Here is a 25,923-nt window from a genome sequence, read left to right as displayed (position 1 = left end):
CGGGCTTCCGCCTGCCGACCTGACAACTCCGCCGCCCATCCTGCGGCGGATCCGCCGGCCGGCCGTAGGTTCTGGCCTCGGCGCTCCACGGCGGCGCGCCCGGACGAGGGGGCGACGGATGATCCGACAGCAGACCGGTCCCACGGCCTTGGCCGAGGCGGACCTGGCGGCGCTCGGGAGCGCCGCGGAGCTCGTCCGCACCTCGGGCACGGTCTCCCGGATGCTCCGCACGCTGGCGCCCGCCCTCGGCGAGGCCGAGCGGGAGTCCCTCGCCGCCTGGTGCGTGCCCGCGCACGCCGCCGTCCTCGTCTTCCCCACCGCTCCCGGCCAGTTGGCGGGTGCCCTGGCCGGGATGGGACTGGCGGCCTCCGGCCCGCCGACACCCAGCACCGTCGTACGGGACCGGCTGCGCGCCCGCTACGGCATCCGCCCGGACGCGCTGGAAGTGTCCATCGTGCGGGCCGCCGTTCCCACCGAGGACGGCGGGCTCGGCGAGGTCGAGGTGTTCTCCCTGCCCGTGCCGCCGACCGCCGGCCCCGGCCCGGGCCCCGGCTCGCCGGGCCGGTTCGGCGCGGACACCGGCGCCTGCCTCCGGCACCTGGTGCGGCGCGAGCGCGCGGAGCGCAACGAGGCGCACGTCGCGTTCCGTGTCACCGCCGCCGACGAGGTCGTCTTCGCGGGCCTGCGGTTCCTGCTGGTGGAGCGGGCCGGGATGCGGCCCGACGGCGGCGGCTACAACCCGCACGAGGACGTCACGGTGCTGTACTTCCGCTCCGCCGCCCCCGCCGGCACGCCGTACGCGCGGCTGGAGCTGCTGATGCCGGGCCACCGCACGTCCGCGCTGGCAGCCCACCGCCTGGTCGAGCGGGACGAGCCGGGCAGGACGCTGCTGGAGCTGATGACGGGCGCCTGGCGGACCCAGGCCATCGCCGTGGCAGCCGAGTTGGGGGTCTTCGACGCACTGTCCCCCGACGCGGGCGGCCCCGCCGCCGTCGCCGACCTCGCGGCCCGCGTCGGAGCCGACCCGGACGGCCTCGACCGGCTCCTGCGCTACCTCGCCACGCTCGGGCTGCTCGCGGGACCGTACGGGCCGGGCGCCGACACGTACGCGCCGACCGGCCTCGGCGAGCTGCTCCGCGCCGACGCGCCGCACTCGATGCGGCCGCTGGCGCTGATGTACGGCGGCCCGTTCTACGAGTCGTTCGGGCAGCTGCTGTACGCGGTGCGCACCGGCGGCGACGCCTTCGCGCACCACTTCGGCGCCCACCACTTCCCCTACTTCGCCGAGCACCCGCCGTGGGACACCGCCTTCGACCAGTCCATGCAGGCCAGTTCGCTGATGTTCGGCCCGATCCCGGCGGTCGTGGACCGGCCCGGCGTGGACGTCGTCGTCGACGTGGCAGGCGGCAACGGCGAGCTGATGAAGCAGATCCTTGCCGCCGCTCCGCGGCTGCGGGGCGTCCTGCTGGAGCGGGAGCACGTGGTCGCCGCGGCCCGCGGCCGGCTCCGCGAGGCGGGCGTCGCCGACCGCTGCACGTTCCGGGTCGGCGACTTCACCGAGGCCGTACCCGGCGGCGGCGACGTGTACGTGCTCTCCCGGGTCCTGCACGACTGGGACGACCGCGGCTGCGCCGACATCCTGCGGCGCTGCGCCGAGGCGATGCCCGAGGAGGCCGAACTCCTCGTCGTCGAGAGGCTCCTGCCGCCGGACGGCCAGAACTCCCTCGCCGTCGCCTGGAACCTGCACATGCTGTGCAACGTCGGCGGCCGCGAGAGGACCCTGGAGCACTACCGGCGCCTGCTCGCCGAGGCCGGGTTCGACCTCGTGGAGACCGCGCCGCTGCCGCTCGACGGCTCCCTGCTGCGGGCCCGCCGCAAGGGCGCCGCCGCCCCCGCCTTCCCCGTCCCCTCCCGTTCGGAGCTCGCGTAGATGGCCGTCCACGTGCACGACTACCTGACCGCCCCCGAGCCGGCGGGCCCCGGCGGCGCCTGGACGACGCCCCGGCCGACCCTGCCCGAGGTGTTCGCCGCCGCCGTCGCGGCCGGCGGCGAGCGGGCCGCCGTGGTGGACGCGGGCGGCGCCCGGTCCTGGCAGGCGTGGCGTGCGGACGCCGACGCCTTCGGGCGGGCGCTGCAGGACCTCGGGGTGCGCCCCGGCGACGTGGTGGCGGCGCAGCTGCCGAACTCCTGGGAGTTCCTGGTGGCGCACGTCGCGGTCGCCGCCGTCGGGGCGGTGCTGCTGCCGCTGCACAGCACGCTCGGCACCCGTGAGACGGGCTCGCTGCTGGAGCGGGCCGAGGCGCGGGCCCTGCTGCTGCCTGCGGCCGCGGAGCCGCCGTCGCGATCGGAACTGCCCGCGCTGGAGTTCGTCATCCCGGTGGGGCCGGGCGGGGAGGCCGCCCCGGCCGCCGACCTCCCCGATGCCCCGGGTTCGTACGGGGCGCTCGTACGGGCGCGGCGCGGGCTCGCCCCGCAGCCCGTGCCGGTGACGGCCGACTCGCCGCTGGTCCTGATGCCCTCGTCGGGCACCACCTCCGCCCGCCCGAAGATCTGCATCCACACGCACGGCGGGCTCCTCGGCAACGCGGTGGCCGCCGCCCGCGAGGGCGGCACCACCGCCGGGGACACCCTGCTCAGCGGCAGCCCCTTCACCCACCTCTTCGGGCTGTTCTCCGTGCACCTCTCCCTCGTCGCCGCGGCCCGGCAGGCGGTGCTGCCCCGCTGGGACACCAAAGCGTTCCGGCAGCTGGCGGCGGCGAGCCGGGCGAGCGTCCTGTTCGCCGTGCCCGCCCAACTCCGCGACCTGGTCGAGTCGCCCGACCCGGTCGCGCGGCTCCGCGAGGTCCGCACCGGCGGCGCGGCCGTGCCCGCGTCGCTGGTGGCGGGCGTGCGCAGCGCCCTCGGCGCGGCGACCGTCGTGCAGTGGGGCATGTCCGAGGTCGGTGCCGGCCTGAGCACCGCGCCCGACGACCCGGTCGGGGTCGCCGCCCGCAGCATCGGCCGGCCCGTCGGCGAGGGCCGGGTGCGGGTGGTCGGCGAGGACGGCCGCCCCTGCCCGGTCGGCGAGACGGGCGAGCTGGAGTTCCACGGCCCGTCCCTGTTCCGCGGCTACCTCGCCGACCCGGAGGCGACCGCGGAGGCGATGACCCCGGACGGCTGGCTGCGCACCGGCGACCTGGCGTGCCTGCACGAGGACGGCACGGTCGGCTACCGCGGCCGGCAGGCGGAGCGGATCAACGTGGGCGGGCTGAAGTTCACCGCCTCCGAGGTGGAGGCGCTCCTCGCCGACCTGCCGCAGCTCGCCAACGCGGCGGTCGCCGCGCGGCCCGACGACCGGCTCGGCGAGTACCCGGTGCTGCTGGCCCAGTTGCGGACCGGGGCCCGGCTCACGCTGGAGGACGTACGGGCGCACCTCGCGGCCAAGGGGGTGGCCGCCTACAAGTGGCCGCTGGAGCTGGTGACGGTGGCGGAGGTGCCGGTCACCCCGACCCGGAAGGTCGCCCGCGGGCGGCTCGCGGACCTGCTGGCGCTGCCCGCGCGCAAGACCGTGGCCGCCTGGGCGCAGCAGGCCGCCGCCCTGCCGGAGCGCGAGGCGCTGGACGCGGCGCTGGCGCTCGTACGGGAGCAGGCGGCCGGGGTCGGCGGAGCCGCCCTGGGCGCCGCCGACGGCGGCGGGAGCTTCCGCTCGGCCGGACTGGACTCGCTCGGCGCGGTGCGGCTGGCCTCCGGGCTGGCGGCGCGCACCGGGCTGGCCCTGTCGACGACGGCCGTGTTCGACCACCCGACGCCGGAGCAGCTCGCAAGGCACCTGGTGGCCCTCGCCGCGGGCACCGCCGACGGGCCGACAGGCGCGGCCGCGGACACGGCGCGCCCCGCGTCCCCTGCCCGCACCGCCGGCCGGGGCGGGGACGACGACGACCCGGTCGCGGTGGTCGGCATCGGCTGCCGCTTCCCCGGCGGCATCGCCTCCCCCGAGGACCTGTGGCGGCTGCTCGCCGAGGGCGGCGAGACGGTGGGCCCGTTCCCCGCCGACCGCGGCTGGGACCTCGAACGCGTCCACCACCCCGACCGCGGCCGCGCGGGCACCTCGTACGTCCGCCACGGCGGCTTCCTGGACGGCGCGGCCGACTTCGACGCCGCCTTCTTCGGGCTCTCCCCCCGCGAGGCCCGGGCCATGGACCCGCAGCAGCGGCTGCTCCTGGAGACGGCCTGGGAGGCGCTGGAGCGGGCCGGGATCGCCCCGGCCGCGCTGCGCGGCACCGCGGCCGGCGTCTTCGTCGGCCTGATGTCCTCCGACTACGCGCCGCGCCTGGACGAGGCGCCCGAACTGCACGACGGCCTGCTGCTCACCGGCAACGCCTCCAGTGTGGCCGCGGGCCGGATCGCCTACACCCTCGGGCTGACGGGCCCCGCGCTCACAATGGACACCGCCTGCTCCTCCTCCCTGGTGGCCCTGCACCTGGCCCGGCAGGCGCTGCTGCGCGGCGAGTGCACGGTGGCCCTGGCCGGCGGGGCGACCGTGATGTCGACGCCGGCGTCGTTCGTGGACTTCAGCCGGCAGGGCGCCCTCTCCCCGGACGGCCGCTGCCGGGCGTTCTCCGCCGCGGCGGACGGGGCCGGCTGGTCGGAGGGCGCGGGCGTCCTCGTCCTGGAGCGGCTGTCGGCGGCGCGCCGGGCCGGGCGGCCGGTCCTGGCCGTGCTGTCCGGCTCGGCGGTCAACCAGGACGGCGCCAGCAACGGGCTGACCGCGCCGAGCGGCCCGGCCCAGCGGGAGGTCGTCCGCCTCGCGCTCGCCGACGCCGGCCTGGACCCGGGCGACGTCGACCTGGTCGAGGCGCACGGCACCGGCACCCCGCTGGGCGACCGGATCGAAGCGGAGGCGCTGCTGGCCTCGTACGGGCGGGGCCGCGCCCCCGGGCGGCCGGTGTGGCTGGGCTCGCTCAAGTCGAACATCGGGCACACGCAGGCCGCGGCGGGCGTGGCCGGGGTGATCAAGGCGGTGCTGGCGCTGCGGCACGGCGAGATGCCCCGCTCGCTGCACGCCGGCGAGCCGACGCCGCACGTCGGCTGGGCGGCGGGCGGGGTGCGGCTGCTCGACGCGCCCAGGCCGTGGCCGCCCCGCGCGGACGGGGGCCGCCGGGCCGCGGGCGTCTCCGCGTTCGGCATCAGCGGGACCAACGCCCACGTCGTCGTCCAGGACCCGCCCCCGGCCGAGGAGGAGCCCCGCGCCGCCGGTGGGCCTGCCGGGCCGGAGCCGGCCGCGGCCGTGCCGTGGGTGCTGGCGGCGAAGGACCGGCCCGGGCTGCGGGAACTCGCGGCGCGCCTCGCACGGTCGGCGGCCGGCGCCGCACCCGCGGACGTGGCCCGGGCGCTGGTCGTGCACCGGGCCCCCGGCGACCGCGTGTTCCCGCGGCGCGCCGTCGTGGTGGGCGAGGACGCGGACGCGCTCCGCGCCGGGCTGGCGGACCTGGCCGCCGGCCGGGAGAACCCGCGCGTCGTCACCGGTACGGCGCCCGCGGCCGGAGCCGGCCGGACGGTGTTCGTCTTCCCCGGGCAGGGCGCCCAGTGGGAGGCGATGGGGGCCGCGCTGCTGAGCGAGTCCCCCGTCTTCGCGGAGGCCGTGGGGGCCTGCGACGCCGCGTTCGCGCCTCACCTGGACTGGTCGGTGGCGGCCGTGCTGCGCGGCGAGGCCGGCACGCCGCCCGCGGACCGCGCCGACGTGGCGCAGACCGCGCTGTTCACGATGATGGTGGCGCTGGCGGCGCTGTGGCGGTCGTTCGGCGTCGAGCCGGACGCGGTGGTCGGGCACTCGCAGGGCGAGATCGCCGCCGCGTACGCCGCCGGGGCGCTGACCCTGGAGGACGCGGCCCGGATCGTCGCCCTCCGGGCGCGGGCGGTGCTCCGGCTTCCTCCCGGGGCGATGGCCGCCGTGTCGCTGCCGGCGCCGGAGCTCGCGGCCCGCCTGGCGGGCCGGTCCGGGCCGCCGCTGGCGGTCGCCGCGGAGAACGCTCCGGATGCCTCGGTCGTCGCCGGGGCGCCCGCCGCCGTGGAGGCCCTGCTGGCCGAGCTCGCGGCGGAGGGGGTGCGGGGGCGGCGCGTCGCGGTGGACTACGCCTCGCACTGCGCGGCCGTGGAGCCGCTCCGGGCGGAGCTGGCCGAGGCGCTGGCCGGTCTCGCGCCGCGGCCGGTGTCGACGCCGTTCTGGTCGACGGCGGGCGGCGGCCGGATCACCGGGCCGGAGCTCACCGCCGGCTACTGGTACCGGAACCTGCGCAACCCGGTCGCGTTCGCCCCGGCCGTCGGGTCCCTGCTGGAGTCGGGGTTCCGTACGTTCGTGGAGGTCAGCCCGCACCCCGTGCTCACGTACGCGGTGCAGGGGACGGCCGAGCGGGCGGGCGCCGAGGTGCTCGCCGCGGGCAGCCTGCGGCGCGGCGACGGCGGGCTCGGCCGGTTCCTGCTGTCGGCGGCCGAGGTGTACGCCCACGGCGCGGCGGTGGACTGGGCCGCGGTGTGCGGCGGCCGCCGGCCGGGGCCGGTCGAGGCGCTGCCGACGTACCCGTTCCAGCGCCGCCGGTACTGGCTGGCCGCCCGCGGCCCGTCCGGCGCGGCGGCCGGACGGGCGGCCGCGCCGGGCGCAGGGCTGCCGGACGGCGCCGCGGGCGCGGCGGGCGGGCCCCGCAGCGCCGCCGAGCTGCTGGCCCTCGTACGGGAGTCGGCGGCGGCCGTGCTGGGGCACGGCGGCGCGGACGCCGTGGACCCCGACCGCCCGTTCCTGGAACTCGGTGCCGGTTCGCTGGCCGCGGTGGAGCTGCGCGGGCGGCTGGCGCGGGCGCTGGAGCTGTCTCTGCCGTCGACCGTGGTCTTCGACCATCCGACGGCCCGCGCCCTGGCCGCCCACCTGGGCGAGCGCCTGGAGCACTCCCGGCCGCAGGACGGTGCCCCCGCGGCGCCGGAGGCGCACCGCGCCCCGGACCGGGACGGCGACCGGGCGCCCGCCGGGCCTGCGGGGCCGACGGCGGAGACGGCAGCGGCGGCCCTGCCCGACGGGCTGTCCGCACTGTTCCGGCAGGCCAGTGCGGCGGGCCGCGGGGCGGTCGCCGCGGACGTCCTGTCGGCGGCCTCGCTGCTGCGGCCGACGTTCACGGCGGCGGAGGCCGCCGACCGGGCGCAGGACCCCGTACGGCTGGCCGGCGGCCCCGGCGGGCCCGCCCTGGTGTGCCTGCCGTCGCTGGTCCCGACGGGCGGGCCGCACGAATACGCCCGGCTCGCCGCCGCGTTCGCGGGCCGCCGCACCGTACTGGCGCTGTCGCAGCCCGGGTTCGGGCCGGGCGAGGCGCTGCCCGCGGACCTGGCGGCCCTGGTCGAGGCGCACGTCGCGGCGCTGGGGCGGCGTACGGGCGGGGGGCCGGTGCTGCTGTGCGGGCACTCGTCGGGCGGGTGGACCGCCTGGGCCGTCGCCGCGCGCCTCGCCCGGGAGGGCAGCCCGGCGGCCGGGATCGTCCTGCTCGACACGCCCTGGTACGAGGGCGCGGTGCCGCCCGAGGAGCTGTCGCTCGTGCTGGGCGTCGCGGAGCGGCGGCGCAGGGAGGCGGGGGACACCGGCCCCATCGGCACCCACCGGCTCACCGCGACCGGTGGCTGCCTGCGCATCCTGCGCGGCTGGCGGCCGGGACCGCTCGGCGCGCCGGTGCTGCTCGTACGGGCCCGCGAGCCGATCGGACCGCCGGCCCGGTGGCGGCACCCGCACACCGCGGCCGAGGTGGCCGGGGACCACTTCACCATGATGGAGGCCCACGCCGGGGAGGTCGCCGCGGCCGTCGAGTCCTGGCTCTCCGGCCTCCGCAGCGCTGCCGGACCGGCCTCCCCCGTCCGCCCGCTGCCGGCCGGAGGCGCCCCTTCCGCCGCCCGTGGCCGGGACGTCCTGCAGCACAGCCGAGCCGACGAGGAGACGGCCCCGTGACCGACCCCGACCTGCCCAAGCTGTTCGAGGACCCGGTCTTCGACGACCGGGCCGCCGATCCGGCGCAGCCGTGGACGACGACGTACCGGCGGGTGGCCCACCTGGGCGCCCGGACCGGCTCGGCCGGGCCGCTCCTCGCCGGCGGTCCGGCGGACCGGCAGCGCCTGCGCGACCTGCTGGAGTTGACAGCCATGGCCGACCCGGCCGCCTTCCACGTGCTGTTCCTGCACCAGTGCATGGCGACCGGGGCGGCGCTCGACTTCGGCGCGGACCCCGAGGACGTCGCGGCGCTCGCCTCCGGGCGGGCCGTCGGGGCGGCGCTGATGACGGAGGTCGGCACCGGCAACAGCAGCGCCGCCGTGCGGACCGAGGCCGTGTACGACCCGGTGGCCCGCGAGTTCGTCCTGACGACGCCGGACGCGGCCGCGGCCAAGTACCCGCCGAACGTGGGGATGCCCGGACTGCCCCGGCTGGCGGTGGTCGGCGCCCGGCTGCTCGTGTCCGGCGTCGACCGCGGCACGTGCCTGTTCCTGGTGCCCCTGCACGACGGGGACGGCGCCTCGGGTGTGACCGTGACGCCGCGGCCCCGGACGTCGCTGCTGCCGCTGGACTACGCGGCCGTCCGGTTCGACGGCGTACGGGTCCCCTACCGCAGGTGGCTCGCCGACGGGGCCTCGGTCTCCGCATCGGGCGAGTTCCACGACCCGCTCGGCGACCCGCGGCTGCGGACGGCGCGCAGCGTCGGCTGGGCGCGCTTCGCCTGGGGTGCGGTGACGGCCGGACTGGCCGCGGCGGCCCGCGCGGCCGTCGCGATCGCCCTGCCGCACGCGGGCCGCCGGAACACCGTGGACCGGTGGGGTGTGGGGGCGGCGGCGCTGACGCGCCCCAACCAGCAGCGGCTGCTGTTCGGGGCGGCCGCCCGGGCGCTGGCGGCCACGGAGTTCGCGCGCGGGCTCACGGACACGGCGTGGCGGACGGCTCCGGGCGGCGGCCGCGGAGCCGGTCTGCCGCCGCGGACGATGGGCCGCCTGGCGCTGGCGAAGGCGGCGGTGGACGGGCTGGCGGACGAGGCCGTGGCCCGCTGCCGGGCTGCGTGCGGGGCTGCGGGCTTCTTCTCGGAGAACCGGCTGGTCGACTACCAGGCGCTGACCGCGGCCTTCCACGCGGCCGGCGGGGACAACCAGTTGATCCTGCTGGACGCCGCGTGGCGGATGGCCACCGGCGACGACTACACGCCTCCTCCGGCCGGCGCGCCCGCGGCGGCGGGGGCGTCCGGCGCGGCGGCCGCCGCGGAACCGGACTGGCCGCTGCTGCTGGCGGCCCGGGAGCGCGCCCTGTACGCCCGCCTGACGTCCGCGCTGGCCGCGGCGGCAGCCGACGGGCGGGACCCGTCCGCGGCCTGGCACGAACGGACCGGCCTGGCCGAGGAGTTCGCGCACGCGCACCAGGCCCGTGTGACGGTGGAGGCGGTGGCCGCCCGCTGGCGGCGGCCCGGCCCCTCCGGCGGGGAGGGGGAACAGGCGGTCCTGCCGGACCTGTTCCGCCTGCTGGCGGTGGAGGCGGTGCTGCCGCACGCCGACTGGTACGCGGCCCGGGGCCTGCTGTCCGGTGCGGCCGCGGAGGCGCTGGACGCGGACCTCACCGCGGCGTGCCGCCGGCTGCTGCCGCACGCGGAGTCGGTGACGGGGCTGATGGAGGTGCCGGCCGCGGTGGTGCGGGGCCCGCTGGGCGGCCGGGACTACGTACGCGACCTGACGTCGTGAGGTCCGCGCCACGCCCTCATCACGAAGTGCCACTACTCTTCGTGTTTATCTTGCGCCATTCCGGTTACACCAGCAGGTGACGGACAATCAGCTTCCGACGGAAGGCAGGAACATGACCCTTGTCACCGCGCTCATCCTCGTCGCGGTCCTCGGCAGCATCGCCCTCCTCGCCCTGGCCCCGGCGGCACCCTCCGGGGACGAGACGGGCCGCGAGGAGGGCCGCAAGGACACGCCGCGGTTGAAGACCGTCCCCGGCCAGCGGAGCGCCCGCCACCACACCGGCTGACCGTGCCCCTCGGATGCCCGCGGGGCCGCCGCGCAAACGTGGCGGAGCCCGGGAGCGGACCCAGCTCCCGGGCTCCTGTGTGCCACCCAATTGCGCACACCGGCGGCGTTTAAGAGTGCGGATCATTCTGAGGCCGACGTGTTCTGCCTTTGAACTACCGTGCCACGCAAGAGGCACAGGGTGGACTTGAACCACCATCCGTCAGTGATCGTCCGCACCCGGTCGATCCGGTGTTCGGCGGCGAATACTGAGACTGGAGCGAGAATCTGAGATTGACGGGGCCGCCTCTGCCGGTTTGGGCCACCCCGGCACGTGGGCCGGGGGGAGGATTCGAACCTCCACATTGACACCCCGAAGTCAGTTTCGACTTCAGTTTCAGCCTGCGCTTTCGCGCACCCTCCCGCTCGAAGGAGGGAGATCGGAAGACTACCCGAACAGGTAGCCGAACACGGCGTCGCCGACGCGCTGGTCGGAGACCTCGACGCCGTTGGCCTCTTCACGGGCGAACTTGACGGCCTGCTGGAGCTTCTCGACGCGGTCGAGGAGCTCGTTCACGCGGCGGGCCGGCAGCGCTCCGGAGAACTTCACGGTCGTCCAGTAGCCGACCGGGACGTCCTCGTAGTACACCTCCACCTGGGCGGGGTGCTTGTCCGTGGCCTCCGCCTTGACGTGGTTGCGCGGCACCTTCTTGGTGCGGATGGTGCGCACCGGCTCCGTCTTCCAGGAGTCCGTCGACGGGTCGAGGGTCCAGGACTCCGAGGCGTCCAGCACGGGGAGCTTGCGGACGAAGGTGTGCAGGTCGGTGAGCTGCTTCTCGAGGAAGAGCAGGTAGGGCACGGGGACCTGGGGCAGCAGGACCCTTCCGTCGACGACGACGTCGGCGGCGGCGGTGCGGTTGGCCCAGTCCTTCGTCGCGGTGACGTCGAACAGCCGCGTCAGCGTCGCCGCGGTGGCGCGCAGGACGTCCTCCGCCTTGACCTGGACCCGGGTGGACTCGGGCGGGAGCTGCTCGCCCTCCTCGTCCTTGGGCTGGTAGGTGCGGGATATGCCCGCGAGCAGGGCGGGCTTCTGGACGTCGTGGTGGGCGTCGGTCAGTTCCTGGAGGGACTTGGACTTGACGCCCTTCTCCACTGCGATGATCTGGTTCAGCTTCGGCACACGGGGAACGTACCAGCGGAAACCCGCCGGCCACATCATCTTTTTTTCGCCTGCCGGCCCGTGTCCGGGCCCTACAGGGGGCGCAGGTCGGGGCGTTTGGGGTGGCGGCCGGTGCCGGAGGAGCGTCCGCGGACGCGGCGGGCGAGCCACGGGCCGAGGAAGGCTGCGGCCCAGCGGAGTTCGGCTGCGGCGGCACCGGCGCGGGTGGGCGGCGGCACGGGCGGCAGGGGGCGCGCCCAGGAGTCGTCGCTGCCGGGCACGCCGAGGGCGTGGGCGACGGCGGCGGCGATCCGCGCGTGTCCGAGGGGGCTCGCGTGGAGCCGGTCCGGGCTCCACAGGCGGGGGTCGGTGACCACCGGGGGGTGGGCGGTCTCGGCGACCACCACCCCGTGCCGGCGGGCCGCCTCCCGGATGCGGTCGTTCAGGGCGGTGACGCGGGGCGCGAACGGCCGGGCGAGCGGGGCGATCCGCGAGATGTCGGGGAAGGTGACGGTCGCGACGCGGGCGCCCTGCGCGGTGAGCGCCGCGAAGACCGCCTCCAGGTCTGCGGCGACCTCGTCGGCGTCGAACCGGGGCCGCAGCAGGTCGTTCATGCCGGCGACGACGGTGGCCAGGTCGGGGCGCAGGGCGAGCGCCGGGGCGAGTTGCAGGGAGCGGACGTGGCCGGCGAGACGGCCGCGGACGGCGAGGTTGGCGTACTCCAGGCCGGGGTTGTGGGGGGCGAGCAGTTCGGCGAGCCGGTCGGCCCAGCCGCGCAGCCCGGTGGTGTCGTCGCCGTCGCCGACGCCTTCGGTCTGGCTGTCGCCGAGCGCGACGTACCGCTTGCGCGGCCAGGGGGCGGGCGGCGTCCTGTCGGCGGGGGGCGGTTCAGCGGTCGGCACGGGCGGCCTGCCTTTCCCGGAGGACGGCGGCGGTGCGCTCGCACCACTGCCGGTTGACCTGCTCGTAGGCGAGGCCCGCGAGGCAGGTGAGGTACGGGCCCACCCGCTCGCCCCGGCGCAGGAACTCCTCCTCGGTGCGGCTGCCGCGCATCGCCTCCAGGAGCCCGGTGAAGAGGTCGGCCTTGGCGCGGGAGAAGCCGGCGCGCTCGGTGAGCTGTGCGATCAGGGGCGCGGTGTCGACGTGGTCGGCGGAGTGGACCTTGACGACGAGGTCGTCGCGCAGGAAGGACGGCTTGGCGGTCGCGGCGGTGAACCGCTCCAGTTCCGCGAGCCCGGCCTCGGTGACGGTGAACAGGCGCTTGTTGGGGCGGGAGTCCTGGACGACCTCCCGGCCGGCGACCAGGCCGCCCTGCTCCAGACGGGCGAGTTCGGCGTAGAGCTGCTGGGGCAGGGCGTGCCAGAAGTTGGCCACTCCCATGCCGAAGGACTTGGCCAGCTGGTAGCCGCTCAGCTCGGCATCGAGCAGGGCCGCCAGTACGGCGTGGCGCAGCGCCATGGGGTGCCTCCCGGTGATCGCGGCGCCCTTCCGCCGTCCGCGCTCTGGGCAGGGACGCCACTCCCATGATACTCAAGAATCTGACTACTCACTTCCTTGAGTATGACAGTGCCGGATGGCCGACGGCCGGTCGCCGACGGCCGTGGATGCACCTGGAGGGGCCTTGAACGCAGCAGACCGTTTCCGAGCCGCCGTCGAAAGCCGCGACCACGCGGCACTGAAGGAGCTGTTCACCGAGGACGTCCGCTTCTACAGCCCGGTCAAATTCACCCCGTTCGAGGGGCGCGCCATGGTCCTGGGCCTGTTCGGGGTCCTGCTCCGCGTCTTCGAGGACTTCCGCTACGTGGGGCGTTTCGACGGCAGCTCGCAGACCGGCACCGACGGGGCCGAGACGGCGTCGGAGGTGCTGCTTTTCCGCACGGCGGTGAACGGCCGCGAGATCCACGGCATCGACCTGCTGCACTTCGCCGAGGACGGCCGGATCAAGGAGTTCACGGTCATGGTCAGGCCGCAGTCCGCGGTCCACGCGCTGGGCGAGGCGGTGCTGGCGGGCCTGGTCGCGGACGGCCTGGTCCCGGCGGGCGGGAGCCCGGGCCGCGACTGACCGGTGCGGTGGCGGGCCCCTCACACGCCGCCCGCCACCACACCGGCAGCCCACCTGCACCGCCGCCACCGGGATGCGGCAGGATGACCGTTCGTTCGGCAAGCGCATACGTGTTTGCCGAACTCGGCTGTAGGCATGCTGAACTGACAGGTGGCAAGGTGACGATGACTCATTTCCCGGCGCGGCTCCCGGCGGCATCGGGGGGTGTCCGTTGACCCGGGGTCTCGTCCTGGGCGACTGGCTGGCGGCCGGCATCGCGCTCGCGGCGGGCGCCGTGGCCGCGCTCCTGCTGCGGGCTGTCCTCAAGCGGCTGGCGAAGCACGCCGCCAGGACCAAATGGGCGGGCGACGACATCATCGTGGACGCCCTGCGCCCCGTCGCGCCGGGCGCGGCGCTCATCGCGGGCGCCGCGGTGGGCTGTTCGGCGCTGCCGCTGACCGCCCGGCTCTCCGGGCTGGTGGGCGACTCGCTGACGGCGCTGCTGGTCCTCATCGCCACGCTCAGCGCGGCCCGGGTGATCGCCGGCCTGGTGCAGTCGGTGGCGTCGTCCCGGACCGGCGTCGCCGGGTCGGCGAGCATCTTCGTGAACATCACCCGTGTCGTGGTGCTGGTGATGGGCTTCCTGGTCGCCCTCCAGACGATGGGCGTGTCCATCGCACCCCTGCTTACCGCGCTCGGCGTCGGCGGCCTGGCGGTCGCCCTGGCCCTGCAGGACACCCTCGCGAACCTGTTCGCCGGCGTGCACATCCTGGCGTCGAAGACCGTGCAGCCCGGCGACTACATCCGCCTCAGCAGCGGCGAGGAGGGCTACGTCGTCGACATCAACTGGCGGAACACGGTGGTCCGCAACCTCTCGAACAACCTGGTCATCATCCCGAACCAGCGGCTCGCCCGCACGAACATGACCAACTTCACGCAGCCCGAGCAGCCGCTCACGATCCTCGTCCAGGCGGGCGTCGGCTACGAGAACGACCTGGACCGGGTGGAGCGGGTCACGCTGGAGGTCGTCGACGAGGTGATGGCCGAGGTGGGCGGCGCCCTCCCCGAGCACGAGGGCGCCGTCCGCTTCCACACGTTCGCCGACTCGCGCGTCAACTTCACGGTGATCCTCGGCGTCGGCGAGTTCAGCGACCAGTACCGGATCAAGCACGAGTTCATGAAGCGGCTCCACCAGCGGTTCCGGGCCGAGGGCATCTCCATCCCCGCCCCCACCCGCACGGTCTCCGTCCGCGGGGAGGACCTCCACGCGGCGCCGCTGCACGCCGCGGTCCCCCACCAGCGCGAGAAGTCCCCCTCCCCGCTGTCCGACACGGGGCGCTGACGCCACTCGCGCCGTCCGGCGCCGCGAGCCGGCGCCGGACGGCGACGCGTACGCCGGGCCGGCGGCGGTTCCGTGCGGGGCCGTGCGCCCGGCCCGCGGCCCTGCCCGTACGATGACCCCGTGACCAGCACCGGACAGCCGCTCGGCCCCCGCCCCGCGGGGCGCGCCTTCGTGCTGCTGGTGCTGCTGGTCCTGGCCGGCGTGCTCGGGATGCACGCCCTGCCGCCGAACCCGGCCGCGGCCGGGCCGCACACAGCCGCCGCACAGACGGCGGACCGGCACGGCGGGCACACGCCGGCGACCGTCCCGGCGGAGCCCGGCCCGGCGTCGGCCGACTGCTCGCACTCGGCCGACGGCTCCCACCACCTCGCGCACGCCGACGCGACCTGCGCGGCGGCCGGCACGGCCTCCGCCTACGCTCCCCCCGCCCTGACTGCCGCGCTCACCGGCGCCGGGGCCCCGCCGCCGCTCTCCGGGGCCGCGGCGGACGACGGCACGGCCGGGCGGGCCCCGCCCGACCTGGCGGAACTCCAACTCCTGCGGATCTAGAGCCGCCCGCGCGGCGCACCTGCCCCGACACCCGTCGGCGGCGGCCGCACCGCGCCCCGGCCCCCCGACATCCGTTTCCCGCGCAGTCCCCCGTACGGGCGCCCCCTCGGGCCGTGCCCCCCTTCCGGGCTGCGCAGCAAGGAGTTGCACCATGAGCAGCAAGCGTCCCCTCGCCCGCCGCACCGCGGCCGTCCTCGCGGCCGGAGCGGCCGCGCTCGCCCTGACCGCGTGCGGCGGCACCGCCGACGGCGACGGCGGATCCGCCGGGCGCAACGGGCACGGCGCCGTCTCCTCGCCGTCCGCCACCCCGTCGGCGCCCGCCGCCGCGGCCGGACACAACGCGGCCGACGTCGCCTTCGCCAAGGGGATGATCCCCCACCACCGGCAGGCCGTCGAGATGGCCGACCTGGCCCCCTCGCGCGCCGCGTCGGCGGAGGTGAAGAAGCTGGCCGAGGAGATCAAGAAGGCCCAGGACCCGGAGATCCGGACGCTGTCCGGCTGGCTCACCTCGTGGGGCGAGCAGCCGCCCGCCGAGGGCTCAGCGGACCACTCCGGCCACGGCGGCCACGGCGACGGCGCGGCCGGGATGATGACCGCCCAGGAGATGGAGGGCCTGAAGTCGGCCTCCGGGAAGGCCTTCGACACCGCCTTCATGGAGCTGATGGTCAAGCACCACGAGGGCGCCGTGGCCATGGCCCGGACCGAGCAGACCCAGGGCGCGTCGACCGAGGCGAAGGCAATGGCACAGGCGATCATCACCTCGCAGGCGGCCGAGATCGCCCACATGCAGAAGCTCCTCGGCAAGGGCTGACGGGTCGGCCCGCCCGGCACCCGCCGGGCGGGCCGCCGCCCTGTCAGGCACGGCCGTCGAGGAACGCGCCGATGCCTGACAGCGCCCCGGGCGGCAGCTCCGTCGGCAGCGCGAAGTGCGTCAGCCCGGGCAGCGTCTCGACCCGGGCGTGCGGGACGGCCGCGCGAGCGCGGGCCGCGACGGCCCCGGCCCGGTGGGCTGCACTGCGCTCCGCCAGCAGCACCAGCAGCGGCGCGCGCAGGGCGGAGGGGTCCGGGCGGCGGCCCGTCACCGGCCGCTGCCCGGCGAAGGCCTCCGCCGCATACGCGAACAGCCGCTTGTACTCGGGGTCGGTGGCCGTGCCGGCCGTCTCCCGGTCCACGTACGCGAGCGCCCGGGCAGCGGTCGGCCGCAGCAGCACGGGCAGCGACCTCAACAGGAAGCCCGGGCGGAAGCCGGCGAAGCACTGCGTCGGGTCGAGCAGCACCAGCCGGTCCACCCGGCCGGGGCGCCGCAGGGCGTGGCTCAGGGCGATCCAGGCCCCGTACGAGTGCCCCACGAGGTGGGCGCGGTCGGCGCCGAGCCCGTCGAGGAGCGCGTCCAGCCAGGCCGTCAGGTCGTCAGGAGTGCGCAGGGGCCGCCCCTGCGGGACGCTCCGCCCGGCGTCGCCCAGGATGTCCGCGGCCAGGACGCGGTGGCGTGCACCGAGCGCGGCGGCTGTGCGGAACCACACGAGGCCGGTGGCGCCGCCCCCGGGCAGCAGCAGCACGGGCGGGGCGCCGGCGGGGCCGTGGGCGTGCACGCGGGTGGTGCCGAAGGGCGTGGGGACGTCCAGCTCGTCGGTCCCCGCCGGCCAGCGGGCCAGCAGCGCGTCGTACGCGGCGGAGAACCGCACCCCGGCGCAGGCGCCGGGCGGTGGCGGAACGGACAGGGGCACGGGCAGGGGGTCGGGCACGGCTGCCTCCCGGCGGACGACGACGGTTGACCTATTCTCTCGCTGAGCGAGATAATAGCCAAGTGAGCGATTCCTTGTCCCCTCTCCCCGACGGCCCCGAGATGCGGCTGGTCCACCTGCTGCGCGCCGTCACCGTGGAGTTCGACCTGCGCGGTGCCGAGTTCGCCTCGCGCCACGGCCTGCACCCGACCGACCTGCGCGCGCTGATCTTCCTGCTGGACGCCGACCGCGCCGGCACCCGCGCGACCCCGGGCCGGCTCGGCGCGGCCCTGCGGCTGAACTCGGCCGGGGTGACGTCCCTCGTCGACCGTCTGGAGCGGCAGGGGCTGGTCCGCCGCAGCCGCGACGTCCGGGACCGCAGGCGCGTACTGCTGTCGGTGGAACCCAGGGCGGTGGACCTGGGATGGTCCTTCTTCGGCCCGCTCATCGGCCGCCTGGTCGACGCCGCCGCCGACTTCACCCCCGGCGAACTCGACGTCGTCCACCGCTACCTGAGCGCGGCGCTCGGGGCAGCATCGGAGCCCGAGCCGACAGCGCGGACACCTCGGGGCCCCAACCCGCCACGCCGCACGGACACGGCCGCCGGGTAGCCCGTCGAACGGTTCGGACGAGCGCGGGGGCCGCGGGCGGGCATCACAGAGTCACCCGCCAGATCGGCGAAACACCGCCCGTCACCCCGCCCGTCACCCCGCCCGGCATGCGGCCACGCGGTATACGACCGGGGTCCGAGTCGTTCCCGTGACGGGTGGGAACCGCTTTGGCGCGTGCCGCGTGGTTGCTGCCGGGAACGGCAGGACCGCCGGGGCCCGTGAGAGCCGAGGCGGAAGGGCAGACCAGCATGACCAGCGACAACGAGGAACCGGGAAGAACGACCCCGCCCGCCTGGCCGGGCTTCCGCTCGGCGCCCGACTGGGGCGTGGCGCCCGGACAGCGCCTGGTCTTCCCGGGCCCCGTGCCGGCCGCGCTGCGCGCGCTCGGGGACCCCGTCCGCGCCGTGGACTGGCCGTCCCGCCCGGCGTTCCGCAGCTCGCGGCTCGCCCTGGTCGACACCCTGTGCCACTGGCAGACGGTGCGGGTGCTGGCGTACGTACGGGCCCTCGCCGCCGGCGGCGCGGACACCGGGCTGCTGGAGGATCTGCGCGTGGTACCGGGCCCGGAGACCGCAGCACACCCCGAGGCGCATGCCCTGGTGGGACGCCTGGAGGCGGCCGCCCTCCGGCTTCCGCCCCTCCTGCTGGACGCGGTCGTCCGCGACGCCGGCCGGTTCGTCGCACACAACCGCTTTTCGGCACCGGTCGTCGCCGCGGCCCTCGCCGCGGAGTCGCGGCCGGCGGACACCGAGGAGGCCGCGGCCCGGGCGGGCGTCCTGACCGGCTACTGGTACGAAACCCCCGCCCTGCGGGGCGGGTTGGCCCTGGCCGGCAGCGCGAACGGGTTCGTCAGCTCCTGGCTGTGGTGGTCGGCGAGCTTCACGTACGGCGACCCCGCAGGCGGCATCGGCATCACCACCGACCCGCCGTCGCCCTTCCCGACCGCCCCCGCACTACCGGCCTGGGCGGCTCCCCTCCTCGCCGCGGCGGCAGCCGAGCCGACGGACGGCGCGGGCGCTTAGCACCCGCGCCCGCCCTCGCCACCCGCCCTCGCGGAACGGGCCCGCGGGGGCGGCGAGGGCGCCTCCGGCGAGGGTAGGGAGAACGGGAGCCGCCGACTCGGGGTCGGCTGGGCGGCTGGGGGGGGTGGGCTCGGCGGAGCCGACGGGGCTGGGTCGGAGGCGCGACGGCGGGGCTCAGGTCGGCAGGAGCCGAGGGGTCGGGGTCGGAGGCGCGACGGCAGACCACAAGCCGGCAGGAGCCCGATCGATCGGGGTCGGGTGTGTGTCTGGGGGTGTCCCCGGCAGTTGATGGTGTCCGGGGCGGCCCGGTCCCTCAAGGGCGCGCCCTTCGGTCGCGTCGCTACGCGATGGCCCTGGCGGGCCACCCTTGACCGACCGACCCGCCCCGGAGGCATTTTTTCTGCCGGGACGCCCCCAGGGGAACGGCCTGGGGGTACGTGGACCATTCAGGGCCATCAGAGCCGCCACCCTCCCGCCCCGCAGGCCCCTTTCGCCCCACCGGCATCAGCAGACCCGCCGACGGAAACCAGGTTGGGCTGTGACGTAGGGAAACGACGTCCAGAGCATCATCCGCAGACAGAAGCGCCCCGGATCGCTACAGGGGCGCCCTCGGCTCAGCGGCCATCGGCCGTCAGCAGCCGGGGCGGCGCGACAGATCACTGCGTGCGCGCCCTCGGCTCAGCGGCCGACGGCCGTCAGGGGCCGGGGCGGCGCGACAGATCGCTACACGCCTCCGTCTGCACGGCGTCCGGCCGCCACTTGGGGCCGCGAAGCGCCCCACCTCGCTGCGCGCTCCTCTCACCTCGGCGTCCGGCTGCCGTCCGGGGCGGCGAAGCGCACCGGCTCGCTCCGTGCTGCTCATCCTGTGGCGGCTGAAGGCCGTCGGGGGCGGCGAAGCGCCACCTGCCCGCTCCCCCCTCCTCGTATACCGGCGTCTGGCGGCAGAAGGCCCCTTCCGCCCCCGCCCCCGCCCCCTGCAATCCTGCGATCAGTCGCTGAGCCGAGGGCAGCCCTCGTAGCGATCTGCCGCGCCGCCCGGCCCCTGACGGCCGCCGGACGCTGAGCCGAGAGCGCCCACGTAGCGATCCGACGCGCTCCCGTCTCCGGATGACGCTCTGGACATCATTTCGCCACGTCACAGCCCACCCGGCTTCCGTCGGCGGGTCTGCTGATGCCGGTGGGACGAGACGCGGCCCGCGGGGCGGGAGAGCGGCGGCTCTGATGACGCCTCACGCCTGACCCTCCCCCTGGCCGTTCCCCTGGGGGCGTCCCGGCAGAAAAAATGCCTCCGGGGCGGGTCGGTCGGTCAAGGGTGGCCCGAAGGGCCATCGCGCAGCGACGCGCCCAACGGGCGCGCCCTTGAGGGACCGGCACGCCCCGGACACCATCAACTGCCCGGGACACCCCCAGACACACCCCCGACCCCGACCGATCGGCTCCCGCCCACCCCGCGTCCCGCCGCCGCGCCTCCGACCCCGGTCGGCCACCCCCGCCGATTCCCCTCCGACCCCGAGTCGCCGGCCCCCGCCCCGGCTTCCCGCCAGGCGGCGGTCAGCGGCTCAGGAGTCGGGCGCGGGTCAGGCGGGCGGCGCGGACGGCCTCGGCGTTTTCGGCCATGTCCGCCAGGCAGCGGGCGCGCTGGTCGGGGGTCAGGCGGTCGGTGTAGAGCGTCCCGTCGAGGTGGTCGGTCTCGTGCTGGAGGCAGCGGGCGAAGAATCCGGTGCCCTCCACAACGACCGGGTTCCCGTCCTTGTCGCTGCCCCGGACGACGGCGCGGGCGGCGCGGGCCAGTTCGTGGCGGGCGCCCGGCACCGACAGGCAGCCTTCCGCCCGGACGACTGCCGAGCCTGCGGGAGCCGCACCGGCGGCCGTGTCCGGGAGGGGGTCGAGGACCGGGTTGCACACGTGGCCGATGTGGCGGATGCCGTCGTCGTCAGGGCAGTCGTACACGAACACACGCAGGTCCACGCCGATCTGGTTGGCGGCGAGACCGACGCCGCGGGCGGCGTGCATGGTGAAGAACATGTCGTCGACGAGCCGGGACAGCTCCGGCGAGCCGAACCCGGTGACGTCGGCGCACCGCCGGTGCAGGACGTCGGCGCCCGCCTCGGTGATCGGCCGGAACGCGCCCCGCAGCGCCTCCGGCGGCAGCGGCCGCTCAGCGGCCGCGTCCCGGACGGCGGCGGGCGCCGCGGGTGCCGGGGCGTTCGATCCGGTCGGCACGATCCGGTCGATCGGGTCGCACGGGTCGCTCGGGTCAGTCCAATCGCTCGCATCAGTCGGGTCGGTCGGGTCGGTCGGGTCCGGCATGCGGGGGCGTCGCCTTTCGGGGGAGGTCAGGAGCGAAGTATCGCCCGGCCCACCGCCCACCCGCGCCTCGGGCGGGTCAGTTCCGGGCGGTTCCCGCGATGTGTTCGAGGTCGGTGATCAGGGAGTCCAGCCAGAACACCGTCATGTAGTAGAGGCGCGGCGCGCCTTCGGGCCGGGCGGCGAAGCCGTCGAACGCCGGATCCCGCAGGGCCACCGGGGCGGCCGGGGTGTCGCCGCCCGGGTCGAGCGCAGCCGACACCAGCAGCATGCGGCCGGCGACCCGGTCGCCGAGCCGGGTCACGGCCTCGGCCGCATCCGGGCCGAGGGGGGGCACGGTGACCGGCGCCGGGCCCGGCTGCGGCGGCTCCATCAGCCGGTCCGCCCCCCACAGCGTGTGGTGCCCGGCCATCACGGTGGCCTGCCAGTCCGGCTCCGGTGCGGGTCCGGAGCGGCCCGCCCCGCCCGGCTGCCCGGCGTGCCCGCGGCGCCCGTACGAGCCCTCCGGCTCGCTCTGGTACTGGGCGAACGCCGATTCGGCGAGGATCAGCGAGTGCCGCAGCGAGCGGTGCCCCGGCACCGCCGGCTGCACCTCCCGTACGCCGCCCCCGGCGACCGCGGCGGTCGTCGCGACGACGATCTCCGCCGCCCCGCGCATCAGCACCGCCGCCGAGCGCTGGAGCTCCTCGTGTGCGCCGCGCGGCCACGCGAGCAGCCCGAACACCGCACCGATCACACTGCCGATCAGCACGTCCAGCAGCCGCAGCTCCGCGAGCTGCCAGGTCGCCGGGGCGAGCTGCGCGAACACCAGGGCGATGGTCACCGTGAACATCGCCTGCGCCCATCCGACGCCCTTCACCGGCCCGAGCGTGAAGGTCAGCAGCATGACGGGCGCCAGGGCGATCGCGTACACGGTGGTGTCGGTCCCGACCGCGGCCAGGAGCACAGCCGCGAGGAGGGCCCCGGCGAGCGTGCCGGTCAGGGCGAGCCGGACCGTCGTGCCGGTTTCGCGGACCGTCGTCCGGGTCAGCGTCAGGGCCGCGAGGGTGGCCCAGAAGCCGTGCGGGAGGGTGTCCAGCCCGGCGACCATGCGGGCGGCGGCCAGGGCGAGGCTGATCCGGACCGCGTTCTGGAAGAACACCGAGCGGCGCCCCGCATGCCCCTCCAGCCGCATCCACCAAAGCCGCGGGGCCCGCATACGGGCGTACCAGAAGCGCATCGGCGGCGGGTCGGGGGCGGCGGCCCGGCCGCGTACGGAGATGGCGGCGGCGGTGGACATGGCGAGTGCGGCGTCGGCTGCCTCGATGAGGCCCGCGTACCAGCGCAGCACCGCGACCGGCTCCGGCGGGGCCGGGATCTCCGGGGCTCCGGCCCTGGCCCCGGCCGCGGCCGGTTCGGGGTGCGAGGCCACCAGCCCGGCGCGGGCTCGCGCCAGCCCCTCCCGGGCGCCGGTCGCGGGCGTGGCGCCCCGCAGGCACTCCGCGCTCTCCGCCGCGGTCCGCCGGACGGCCTCCAGGATCTTCCGGCCGGGCTCCGCCGGCCCTGCCCCGCCCGGCGGGGCGGGCAGCCGGACGAGCCTGGCCAGCAGGGTCCGCGCGGAGAGGCCGGTCTGTGACAGGGCGCGCTCGTGGACGCCCGGCCCGGCGGGCCGGTCCGCCTCGGCGACGTTCATGGGCCGCAGCGAGCTGATGGCCGCCGCCGCGTCCGCCGCGCACTGCGCCGACAGCCGCCAGGGCGGGGCGGCCAGCTCGCGGACGCATGCCTGCGCCGTGTCGGCGGCTCGGGCGGCGAGTTCGCGGTAGGGGACGGTCGGCGGATCGGGGAAGAGGTACGCCTCGGCGAGGATCAGGAGCAGCAGGCCGGCGGTGGTGCCGATGAGCCGCTCGTCGAGCGAGCCCGGATCGTAGGGCGGGAACGACGGCAGGATGTAGAGCAGCTGGAGGCCGGGCGCCGCGCCCGCGGCGCGTGGGCCGCCGGCCGCGACGAACGCCAGCGCGAAGCCGATGACGAGCATGCCGGCCACGGCGGTCCACGTACGCACCGCGAGGTATGTGCCGACGGCCACGAGCAGCCAGCACACCGGAACCAGCCGCGCCAGCACCGCGGCGCGCTGCCGCCCCGTGCCCGGGATCCGGGACAGCCCGGCCATCGACACCGCCGCGAACAGGGCGTACGTCGCCGCGGTCGTCTCCCCGAAGCCGTACAGGAACAGGTAGAAGGCGGCCCCGGCGGCGAGGGTGACCCGGCCGGAGCGACGGGCAGCCGCGGCGTAGCGTGCGGCGATCCGCTTGCGGGGGACACCGGCGGGGCCCATGCCACCAGGATCACGTACCCCCGCCGGAACGGCACCCGCGCCCCGTCGCGGCGACGCCGCCGCAGCGGCCGGGGCCGACGCGCCCGGCCCCGCCCGTCGGCCCCGCCCGCCGCGCTGGTGCGCGGCGGCCGGGGCCGGCGCGTCAGACGGCGAGGACCTGCGCCGCGACCGTCTCCGGCACCGGCGCGAGCCCCGCCGGCCGGGTCGTGAAGGTACCGCGGCCCTGGGTGCGCCCGCGCAGCCGGGACGCGTACCCGAACAGCTCCGCCAGCGGCACCACGGCCGTGACCGCCGTGGTCCCGGAGCGGCTCTCGGAGCCGGACACCCGGCCCCGACGCGACGCGAGGTCGCCGAGGACGGTGCCGACGGCGTCGTCGGGGACGGTGGCCACGACCTCGGCCACCGGCTCCAGCAGCCCCATCGCGCACTGCCGCAGCGCCGCCCGCAGCGCGGCCCGCCCGGCGGTGCGGAACGCCATCTCCGAGGAGTCCTTGGAGTGCGTCGCCCCGTCGGTGAGGGTGACCCGCAGGCCCGTCACCAGGTGGCCGCCCAGCGGCCCGTCGGCGAGCGCGTCCCGGCAGCCGGCCTCGACGGCGCGCACGTACTCCTGCGGCACCCGCCCGCCGACGGCCGTCGAGCGGAACTCGAAGGCCGTCTCGGGCCCGGCGGCCGCACCGTCGAGCGGCTCGACGTCGATGACGAGGTGCGCGAACTGGCCGGCGCCGCCGTCCTGTTTGACGTGCCGGTGGACGAGGCCCGCGACGCCGCGCAGCACGGTCTCGCGGTACGACACCTGCGGCCGGCCCACGGCGGGATCGAGCCCGTGGTCGCGGCGGATCTTCTCCACCGCGACCTCCAGGTGGAGTTCGCCCATCCCGGACAGCACGGTCTGTCCGGTCTCGGCGTCGCTGCGCACGCGCAGCGACGGATCCTCCTCCGCCAGCCGGGCCAGCGCGGCTGCCAGCCGGCCGGTGTCGGTGCTGCGGCGCGCCTCGACCGCGACGGACACCACCGGGTCGGCGACGGCGGGCGGTTCGAGGAGCAGGGGTGCCTGCGGCGCGCACAGGGTCGTGCCGGCGCGGGCGGCCTTCGGCCCGACGACGGCGACGATGTCGCCGGCGCGCGCCTCGTCCAGCTCCGTGTGCCGGTCGGCCTGGACGCGCAGGATGCGCGCGACGCGTTCGGTGCGGCCGGTGCTGGTGTCCAGCACGGTGTCCCCCTTCCGCAGGGTTCCGGAGTAGATGCGTACGAAGGTCAGGCGGCCGGTGGCGGTCACCGAGACCTTGAAGGCGAGCGCGGCGACCGGCCCGCCGGCGTCGGGGTGGCGCTCCTGCTCGGCGCCGTCCGCGGCGGTGCCCCGCACGGGCGGCATGTCGTCGGGCGACGGCAGGTAGGCGGCGACGGCGTCGAGGAGCGGCTCCACCCCGCGGTTGCGGTAGGCGGACCCGCACAGGACGACCGTGCCGGTGCCGTCGAGGGTCGCCGTCCGCAGGGCGCGGGCGACGGCCCCGTCGGTCAGGGTGCCGGTGGCGCAGAACTCCTCCAGGGCTTCCGGATCGAGTTCCGCAACGGCCTCCTCCAGCAGGCGCCGGCGGTGGAGTGCCTCGGCGCGAAGGCCGGGCCCGCCCTCGGTGTCCCACTCGGCTTCCGTGAGCGTCCGGCAGGTGTCGGAGCCGGGGGGCCAGAGCAGGGCGCGCATGCGGACCAGGTCGACGATGCCGGCGAAGCCGTCCTCCCGCCCGATCGGCAGCTGCACCGCGAGCGGGACGGCGCCGAGCCGGTCGCGCAGCGACCGGGCGGCCGCGTCGAGGTCGGCGCCCGCCCGGTCCATCTTGTTGACGAACGCGATCCGCGGGACTCCGTGCCGGTCCGCCTGCCGCCACACCGACTCGCTCTGCGGCTCGACGCCGGCGACGGCGTCGAAGACGGCGACCGCCCCGTCGAGGACGCGCAGGGAGCGCTCGACCTCGTCGGCGAAGTCGACGTGGCCGGGTGTGTCGATGAGGTTGATGCGGTGGCCCGCCCAGGCGCAGCTGACGGCCGCGGCGAAGATGGTGATGCCGCGGTCGCGCTCCTGCGCGTCGTAGTCGGTGACGGTGGTGCCCTGGTGGACCTCGCCGCGCTTGTGGACGGCGCCGGTGGCGAACAGGATCCGCTCGGTGACGGTGGTCTTGCCCGCGTCGACGTGGGCGAGGATGCCGATGTTGCGGACGGCGGCGAGGGAGGGACGGGTGGTGGCGGTGGTGGCAAGGGAACGCCGGCTGGTGCGCATGGCCCGGCCTTTCGGGTGGTGTGGCTGCATGGGCTGCGCGATTGCCTGACGCGTGGCGGGAGTTCGGCTCCGGATGCCTGCGGCATCACTTCCGGTTCCGTATCCGGTTCCGGATGCACTCCGGCGACGCCCCGCCCGGGCCGCGGACGGCAGCGCCGCGGTCGTCAGAAGACGCGCCGGGGCGGGGCGAGGTGGAGGGCGGACCGGGCCTGGGGCCCGGTCGGGCCGGATGCGAAGGGCCGGACCGGAACCGAGGGAACCGGACGGGGCTGGGCCCCGGTCCGGCGGGCCTGGCGGCCCCGCCGGACCGGAAGTGCGTCAGGACGTGCGGTGTCGGCCGCGCAGCGGACACCGCGCGGCCCGGGACACCGGGATCACGTCGTACCGGGACGGGAGAACGAAAACGACGGTGCACTGACGGCACATGGTCTGTTCCCCTTCTCTGCTCGGCGACGTGCGGACCGCCAACACGGCGGTGGCGGCGCCGCGTTGTTCGAACGCGGCCCGCGGTGCGAGTCTAGGGAGGGAGGGCACGCCGTGGCACCCGATTTAGTTTCGCGTGATCTCCGTGAGGGTTCACCACGGCGCCCGAATC

Annotated in this window: 17 protein-coding genes; 10 read left to right on the top strand and 7 right to left on the bottom strand. The window is 76.5% G+C overall.

Annotation, left to right across the window (positions count from 1 at the left end; all coding sequences use genetic code 11):
* Positions 1 to 118: 118 nt before the first annotated feature.
* From MUK52_RS29030 to MUK52_RS29015, 4 genes are all read left to right on the top strand, one after another.
* Positions 119 to 1,930 (top strand): methyltransferase, encoded by a 1,812-nt coding sequence (locus MUK52_RS29030; protein WP_284581375.1) that lies wholly within the window; start codon positions 119 to 121, stop codon positions 1,928 to 1,930.
* Positions 1,931 to 7,960 carry a type I polyketide synthase gene (locus MUK52_RS29025; RefSeq protein WP_284581373.1) on the top strand — a complete coding sequence of 2,010 codons (6,030 nt, stop codon included), beginning with the start codon at positions 1,931 to 1,933 and terminating at the stop codon, positions 7,958 to 7,960. It begins immediately after the preceding gene.
* Positions 7,957 to 9,723 (top strand): acyl-CoA dehydrogenase family protein, encoded by a 1,767-nt coding sequence (locus MUK52_RS29020; RefSeq protein ID WP_284581371.1) that lies wholly within the window; start codon positions 7,957 to 7,959, stop codon positions 9,721 to 9,723. Before MUK52_RS29025 ends, MUK52_RS29020 begins: the two co-directional genes overlap by 4 nt.
* 112 nt (positions 9,724 to 9,835) lie before the next feature.
* Positions 9,836 to 10,009 carry a hypothetical protein gene (locus MUK52_RS29015; protein WP_174250416.1) on the top strand — a complete coding sequence of 58 codons (174 nt, stop codon included), beginning with the start codon at positions 9,836 to 9,838 and terminating at the stop codon, positions 10,007 to 10,009.
* Between the two features lie 426 nt (positions 10,010 to 10,435).
* On the opposite strand, the gene MUK52_RS29010 is transcribed toward MUK52_RS29015, so the two are convergent.
* The 3 genes from MUK52_RS29010 to MUK52_RS29000 form a co-directional block, all read right to left on the bottom strand.
* Positions 10,436 to 11,167 carry a DUF7873 family protein gene (locus MUK52_RS29010; RefSeq protein ID WP_114058738.1) on the bottom strand — a complete coding sequence of 244 codons (732 nt, stop codon included), beginning with the start codon at positions 11,165 to 11,167 and terminating at the stop codon, positions 10,436 to 10,438.
* A 71-nt stretch (positions 11,168 to 11,238) separates the two neighbouring features.
* Positions 11,239 to 12,048 (bottom strand): SGNH/GDSL hydrolase family protein, encoded by an 810-nt coding sequence (locus MUK52_RS29005; protein WP_114056199.1) that lies wholly within the window; start codon positions 12,046 to 12,048, stop codon positions 11,239 to 11,241.
* Positions 12,035 to 12,604, bottom strand: coding sequence for a PadR family transcriptional regulator (locus MUK52_RS29000; protein ID WP_114056200.1), 570 nt, complete (start codon positions 12,602 to 12,604; stop codon positions 12,035 to 12,037). The genes MUK52_RS29005 and MUK52_RS29000 overlap by 14 nt, the downstream gene beginning before the upstream one ends.
* Positions 12,605 to 12,767: 163 nt before the next feature.
* Between MUK52_RS29000 and MUK52_RS28995 the strand changes: the two genes are divergently transcribed.
* The 4 genes from MUK52_RS28995 to MUK52_RS28980 all read left to right on the top strand — a co-directional run bounded on the left by MUK52_RS28995 (position 12,768) and on the right by MUK52_RS28980 (position 15,889).
* A complete protein-coding gene (locus tag MUK52_RS28995) occupies positions 12,768 to 13,208 on the top strand; it encodes a nuclear transport factor 2 family protein (protein WP_284581365.1) in 441 nt (146 codons plus the stop codon).
* Between the two features lie 211 nt (positions 13,209 to 13,419).
* Positions 13,420 to 14,529, top strand: coding sequence for a mechanosensitive ion channel family protein (locus MUK52_RS28990; protein WP_114056202.1), 1,110 nt, complete (start codon positions 13,420 to 13,422; stop codon positions 14,527 to 14,529).
* A 120-nt stretch (positions 14,530 to 14,649) separates the two neighbouring features.
* Entirely contained in the window at positions 14,650 to 15,078 is a 429-nt protein-coding gene (locus MUK52_RS28985; protein WP_284581362.1) for a DUF6153 family protein, read from the top strand.
* 151 nt (positions 15,079 to 15,229) lie between these two features.
* On the top strand, positions 15,230 to 15,889 hold the full coding sequence (locus MUK52_RS28980; protein ID WP_114056204.1) for a DUF305 domain-containing protein: 660 nt from the start codon (positions 15,230 to 15,232) through the stop codon (positions 15,887 to 15,889).
* Positions 15,890 to 15,932: 43 nt separating this feature from the next.
* On the opposite strand, the gene MUK52_RS28975 is transcribed toward MUK52_RS28980, so the two are convergent.
* Complete coding sequence (locus tag MUK52_RS28975; protein ID WP_428985493.1) at positions 15,933 to 16,799, bottom strand: alpha/beta hydrolase; 867 nt, start codon at positions 16,797 to 16,799, stop codon at positions 15,933 to 15,935.
* Between the two features lie 125 nt (positions 16,800 to 16,924).
* Here MUK52_RS28975 and MUK52_RS28970 point away from each other — a divergent pair, with 125 nt between their 5' ends.
* Positions 16,925 to 17,413 (top strand): MarR family transcriptional regulator, encoded by a 489-nt coding sequence (locus MUK52_RS28970; protein WP_284581797.1) that lies wholly within the window; start codon positions 16,925 to 16,927, stop codon positions 17,411 to 17,413.
* A 248-nt stretch (positions 17,414 to 17,661) separates the two neighbouring features.
* Positions 17,662 to 18,435, top strand: coding sequence for a hypothetical protein (locus tag MUK52_RS28965; RefSeq protein ID WP_284581359.1), 774 nt, complete (start codon positions 17,662 to 17,664; stop codon positions 18,433 to 18,435).
* Between the two features lie 1,551 nt (positions 18,436 to 19,986).
* On the opposite strand, the gene def is transcribed toward MUK52_RS28965, so the two are convergent.
* From def to fusA, 3 genes are all read right to left on the bottom strand, one after another.
* Positions 19,987 to 20,745, bottom strand: coding sequence for a peptide deformylase (gene def / locus MUK52_RS28960; protein WP_284581357.1), 759 nt, complete (start codon positions 20,743 to 20,745; stop codon positions 19,987 to 19,989).
* 76 nt (positions 20,746 to 20,821) lie between these two features.
* Positions 20,822 to 23,056 (bottom strand): FUSC family protein, encoded by a 2,235-nt coding sequence (locus tag MUK52_RS28955; RefSeq protein WP_284581354.1) that lies wholly within the window; start codon positions 23,054 to 23,056, stop codon positions 20,822 to 20,824.
* Positions 23,057 to 23,198: 142 nt separating this feature from the next.
* Positions 23,199 to 25,328 carry an elongation factor G gene (gene fusA / locus MUK52_RS28950; RefSeq protein WP_284581352.1) on the bottom strand — a complete coding sequence of 710 codons (2,130 nt, stop codon included), beginning with the start codon at positions 25,326 to 25,328 and terminating at the stop codon, positions 23,199 to 23,201.
* Positions 25,329 to 25,923 lie beyond the last annotated feature (595 nt).

Origin of the sequence: Streptomyces sp. 2P-4, assembly GCF_030167965.1 — a bacterium.
GTDB lineage: Bacteria > Actinomycetota > Actinomycetes > Streptomycetales > Streptomycetaceae > Streptomyces > Streptomyces globosus_A.
Note: the sequence above shows the minus strand (reverse complement) of the source record. Positions and strands in the feature narration are given on the sequence as shown.

Coding starts and splice junctions, on each gene's coding strand:
- MUK52_RS29030 (WP_284581375.1), top strand. CDS start 119: ATGATCCGACAGCAGACCGGTCCCACGGCCTTGGCCGAGGCGGACCTG.
- fusA (WP_284581352.1), bottom strand. CDS start 25,328: ATGCGCACCAGCCGGCGTTCCCTTGCCACCACCGCCACCACCCGTCCC.
- MUK52_RS29015 (WP_174250416.1), top strand. CDS start 9,836: ATGACCCTTGTCACCGCGCTCATCCTCGTCGCGGTCCTCGGCAGCATC.
- MUK52_RS28955 (WP_284581354.1), bottom strand. CDS start 23,056: ATGGGCCCCGCCGGTGTCCCCCGCAAGCGGATCGCCGCACGCTACGCC.
- MUK52_RS28965 (WP_284581359.1), top strand. CDS start 17,662: ATGACCAGCGACAACGAGGAACCGGGAAGAACGACCCCGCCCGCCTGG.
- MUK52_RS29000 (WP_114056200.1), bottom strand. CDS start 12,604: ATGGCGCTGCGCCACGCCGTACTGGCGGCCCTGCTCGATGCCGAGCTG.
- def (WP_284581357.1), bottom strand. CDS start 20,745: ATGCCGGACCCGACCGACCCGACCGACCCGACTGATGCGAGCGATTGG.
- MUK52_RS28980 (WP_114056204.1), top strand. CDS start 15,230: ATGAGCAGCAAGCGTCCCCTCGCCCGCCGCACCGCGGCCGTCCTCGCG.
- MUK52_RS29025 (WP_284581373.1), top strand. CDS start 1,931: ATGGCCGTCCACGTGCACGACTACCTGACCGCCCCCGAGCCGGCGGGC.
- MUK52_RS28970 (WP_284581797.1), top strand. CDS start 16,925: ATGCGGCTGGTCCACCTGCTGCGCGCCGTCACCGTGGAGTTCGACCTG.